Annotated in this window: 3 protein-coding genes, 3 tRNA genes, 1 rRNA gene and 1 pseudogene; 7 read left to right on the top strand and 1 reads right to left on the bottom strand. The window is 42.5% G+C overall.

From position 1 onward, the window contains the following. Window positions 1–16: 16 nt before the first annotated feature. The 3 genes from rrf (at window position 17) to birA (ending at window position 2,356) form a co-directional block, all read left to right on the top strand. Window positions 17–132 (top strand): 5S ribosomal RNA (rrf, locus tag L1D21_RS16435). Between the two features lie 240 nt (window positions 133–372). Next, entirely contained in the window at window positions 373–1,404 is a 1,032-nt protein-coding gene (murB, locus tag L1D21_RS16430) for a UDP-N-acetylmuramate dehydrogenase (RefSeq protein WP_239846329.1), read from the top strand. Further along, window positions 1,397–2,356, top strand: coding sequence for a bifunctional biotin--[acetyl-CoA-carboxylase] ligase/biotin operon repressor BirA (gene birA / locus L1D21_RS16425; RefSeq protein WP_239846328.1), 960 nt, complete (start codon window positions 1,397–1,399; stop codon window positions 2,354–2,356). The genes murB and birA overlap by 8 nt, the downstream gene beginning before the upstream one ends. 4 nt (window positions 2,357–2,360) lie before the next feature. Here birA and coaA read toward each other — a convergent pair whose 3' ends face one another. Next, a complete protein-coding gene (gene coaA / locus L1D21_RS16420) occupies window positions 2,361–3,311 on the bottom strand; it encodes a type I pantothenate kinase (RefSeq protein WP_239846327.1) in 951 nt (316 codons plus the stop codon). Between the two features lie 231 nt (window positions 3,312–3,542). Here coaA and L1D21_RS16415 point away from each other — a divergent pair. The 4 genes and pseudogenes from L1D21_RS16415 to L1D21_RS16400 form a co-directional block, all read left to right on the top strand. Further along, window positions 3,543–3,618, top strand: a tRNA-Thr gene (locus L1D21_RS16415). Between the two features lie 7 nt (window positions 3,619–3,625). Beyond that, window positions 3,626–3,710: transfer RNA gene (locus tag L1D21_RS16410), tRNA-Tyr, on the top strand. Window positions 3,711–3,746: 36 nt separating this feature from the next. Continuing rightward, window positions 3,747–3,820: transfer RNA gene (locus L1D21_RS16405), tRNA-Gly, on the top strand. Window positions 3,821–4,007: 187 nt separating this feature from the next. Continuing rightward, window positions 4,008–4,442: pseudogene (locus tag L1D21_RS16400) on the top strand (GTP-binding protein); the annotation flags it as partial. Between the last annotated feature and the right edge of the window lie 18 nt (window positions 4,443–4,460).

Genomic DNA, 4,460 nt, shown 5'->3' with positions numbered 1-4,460 from the left:
CAAATTTCCTTTTTTGTCTGGAAACCATAGCATTGTGGCCCCACCTGATCCCATCCCGAACTCAGAAGTGAAACGCAATCGCGCCGATGGTAGTGTGGGGTCTCCCCATGTGAGAGTAGGTCATTTCCAGACGCCTATTTAGTTTTCACTTTTCCTCTTTATAAGAGAAGTAGGGAAGACAAACTGTTTAACTCGTTAAGAGTTGTGATAAAGCCACCTTATTAAGGTGGCTTTTTTGCGTTTGGGGCTTTATAAACTTCTCCTAATGACTATTAAGCCGCTAGGGCTTTGCTTTCTATGTTCTCTTAAAGCGAATTTACCTAGTCTGCTTTAGATGCGTTACAATGACTTTTTACGCTGCAATTTGAATTTATGGACTGTCCAATTTTTTCTTCTCTTCTTCCTTACAATACCTTTGGCATTGACGTTAATTGTCTTAGCCTAGTCAGAGCTACTGAACGTCAGCAGCTGATCGATTCTTGTCTGCAAGTAGTTGACAGCACAGCGCCTTTATTAGTGCTAGGTTGCGGAAGTAATGTTGTTTTTACTGAGGATTTTGTTGGACATGTTGTGGTAATAGAGACCAAAGGAATAGCAATATCTGAAGATTCACATAGCTATTATTTATCTGTTGAAGCTGGCGAAAATTGGCATCAATTAGTTAGCTTCTGTCTAGATAATAACATTGCAGGCTTAGAGAATTTAGCGCTCATTCCTGGTTCCGTCGGCGCCGCACCGATTCAAAATATTGGTGCGTATGGCACTGATTTTTCATATTTTTGTGATTGGGTAGAATATTTAGACTTGCTGACAGGTGAAATTAAACGCTTAGATAATCAGGCTTGTGATTTTGGATATAGAGAGTCTATTTTTAAGCATCAACTTAAAGATAAGGCTATTATTTTGGCTGTCGGATTAACGATCAGTAAAGATTGGCAACCTAATATTGGTTATGGTCCGCTGCAACATTTCGATAGTAGCGTAACGCCTCAAGAAATTTTCGACCGTATCTGTGAAACACGAATGAGTAAATTACCGGATCCTGCAATGCTTGGTAATGTCGGTAGTTTCTTTAAAAACCCTCTAGTTTCAGTTCAGCAATTTAAACAACTCAAAGCTCAATATGGGGATATTGTTGGTTTTCCAGATGGCGAAGGTAGTGTCAAACTGGCCGCTGGTTGGCTAATTGATAATGCCGGTTTAAAGGGGTATCAAGTCGGTGGTGCGTCGGTTCATATGCAGCAAGCTTTGGTTTTAGTGAATATTGCTGGTGCCACTGGCGATGATGTCTGTCGGCTTGCGAGATATATAGTAAATATTATCAAACAAAGATTCTCTGTTGCATTAGAGGTCGAACCCAGAATTATCGGTGCGAAAGGACAAAAGGATATCGCTGATGAGTGATCAATGGTTACGTAAACGAGCAATATTGAACGCTTTACAACAAGGAGAGTTTGTCTCTGGTGAAGCTTTGGCGACTAAGCTTGGGGTTTCTAGAGCCGCAGTTAGCAAACAAGTTTCTAGTCTCGAAGAGTATGGTGTCGATATTTATAGTGTTAAGGGCAAGGGCTATAAGCTTGCTACACCCGTGTCATTGATTGATGATCAAAGGCTAAAAAATGCAATTAAAGGACGCTGTTTTTATTTCGATGAAATAGTCAGTACCAATGCTTTTATGTTAAGCCATGTTAATGAATTATCCAGTGGTGATGTCTGCGTTGCAGAATACCAATCGGCTGGTCGTGGCCGTAGGGGGAGAACTTGGGTATCTCCTTATGGCTGTCATCTCTATACCTCCATATATTGGCAGTTTTCACAAGGTCTTGCTCAGGCGATGGGGCTGAGTTTGGTGGTTGCCTGCTCATTAGTGACCGCGCTTAGAGAACTCGGCGTTGATGGTATTGGAGTCAAATGGCCTAATGATATCTATCTGAACCGCAAGAAGCTGGCTGGTATTTTAATTGAGATGAGTGGTCAAGCCGACAGCGAATGTGATTTGGTCATAGGTATTGGGATGAATTTATCTATGTCTGCAGCACAAGCCGATAAGATCGATCAGCCTTGGAGTGATTTGTCTGGGTTAGAACAGACAATTGATAAAACGGAGTTGATGATTAAATTACAAGCTCAACTGGTTAAAGATTTAAGCCTGTTTCAAACGGAAGGTCTTAAAGTATTTCAGCAGCGTTGGCGTGAAGTGGATTTGTTTGATGGCAAAATGATTAAACTGATCATGGGTGAAAAGGTCGAAGAGGGGATCTGTTGCGGTATTGATGAACAGGGCGCTATCTTGCTAAAACAAAATGACCAGATTAAGGCTTTTGTTGGCGGCGAAATATCGATGCGGCCTTTATAAGTTTCTATTTACGCAATAGTACCTGATGCATTAAATGATCGGTGCCTTTGCGTAAAATAAGGTGTGCACGATCACGAGTAGGTAAAATATTTAAATTGAGGTTGGGGCCGTTGATACTGTCCCAAATGTTACTGGCGATTTTTATGGCTTCGGCATCATTGAGATTGGAATAATGATGGAAGTAGGAGTTAACGTCGCTAAACGCCCCCGATCTAAACTGTAAAAAACGCGAAATATACCAATCTTTCAATAATTGCTCTTCTGCATCGACATAGATAGAGAAGTCGACAAAATCAGATACGAAAGGCTGTTGAATAGCAACGTGAGTATCTTGCTCAGTTTGTAGCACATTAAGACCTTCGATGATCAGAATATCTGGCTGCTGAATGGCGTGCTGAGTGTCGGTAACGCGGTCGTAAGTGATATGAGAATAGATAGGCGCATGTACTAAACTCTCACCGGCTTTTATCTTTGATACGAACTCGACCAACATTTTCATATCATAACTCTCAGGAAAGCCTTTACGCTGCAATAAACCTCTGCGTTTAAGCTCAGCCAGTGGATAAAGAAAACCATCGGTGGTAACCAAATCCACCTTAGGATGTTCAGGCCATTGCCTTAATAAGGCCTGCATAATACGTGCGGTGGTGCTTTTACCCACAGCCACACTGCCAGCGATGCTAATGATATAAGGACGTTTTGGCGGGACACGGCCAAGAAATTGATTTAGTACTAATCCACGTTGCTGCTTGGCTTCAACGATAAGGTTAAGTAGACGGCTAAGGGGTAAATAGATGTCCGTTACTTCATCTAGAGAAATTGATTCATTGATACCCCGTAAGTCTTCTAAATCGGTTTGACTTAAGGTTAATGGAACCGATTTTCTGAGCTCCGCCCACTGCTGGCGTGCGAATGGTAAATACAGCGCATTGTGAACTTGATTAGTGACTTGCATGGTTAATCTCCCTTAGCAGACGCACAGTACACCATGATCAATAGGGGGACAACTGATAAAATTGATTTCGATTTAGCATTAGTTCGGATTGCTAATATTTAGTCTATATATAGGTATGTATTGTATTGGGTGACTGAAAAAGCGGCGTTTAAGCACTTTTTTTGCAGATTTTTAAAAATAGGTATTGCACTTGTGCTCATGATTACCTAATATCCGCTACCGAAATGAAACGCCGGCATAGCTCAGTTGGTAGAGCAACTGACTTGTAATCAGTAGGTCCCGAGTTCGACTCTTGGTGCCGGCACCATTTCTCTGGAGGGGTTCCCGAGTGGCCAAAGGGATCAGACTGTAAATCTGACGGCTCCGCCTTCGAAGGTTCGAATCCTTCTCCCTCCACCATTTTTCTAGGTAGTTAGGTAACCTTAGTTAGGTTGCGCGGATGTCGTATAATGGTATTACTCCAGCCTTCCAAGCTGATAACGCGGGTTCGATTCCCGCCATCCGCTCCAATTTTCGCTGATTGTGCCCATATCTATGAACAAACCCAATTGGGATAGGTTCTCGATAAACTGCCTTCAGCCAGCCAAACTAAGCTTCCCTGAGTATCTGACTTAATCGATTCGATGACATTTAGGCATCGGATTTTTTGTTGTATGTAGATTTCATCACCAAGTATCTCTTAATTGGGGCAATACCATGGCTAAAGAAAAATTTGAACGTAGCAAACCTCACGTAAACGTGGGCACCATCGGTCACGTTGACCATGGTAAAACAACTCTAACAGCAGCTATCTCTCACGTACTGACTAAGACGTACGGTGGTGAAGCACGCGATTTCGCACAAATCGATAACGCTCCAGAAGAGCGTGAGCGCGGTATTACAATTAATACTTCTCACATCGAATATGACACTCCTTCACGTCACTACGCACACGTAGACTGCCCAGGTCACGCGGATTATGTTAAAAACATGATCACTGGCGCTGCACAGATGGACGGCGCTATCCTAGTAGTAGCTTCTACAGACGGCCCAATGCCACAAACTCGTGAGCACATCCTACTTTCACGTCAGGTAGGTGTACCATTCATCATCGTATTCATGAACAAGTGTGACATGGTAGATGACGAAGAACATGGTAGATGACGAAGA

This window comes from Shewanella sp. Isolate11 (assembly GCF_022398315.1).
In the GTDB taxonomy this organism is placed as follows: Bacteria; Pseudomonadota; Gammaproteobacteria; order Enterobacterales; family Shewanellaceae; genus Shewanella.
The sequence above is the reverse complement of the archived record's forward strand: the minus strand, read 5'-3'. Positions and strand labels throughout refer to the sequence as shown.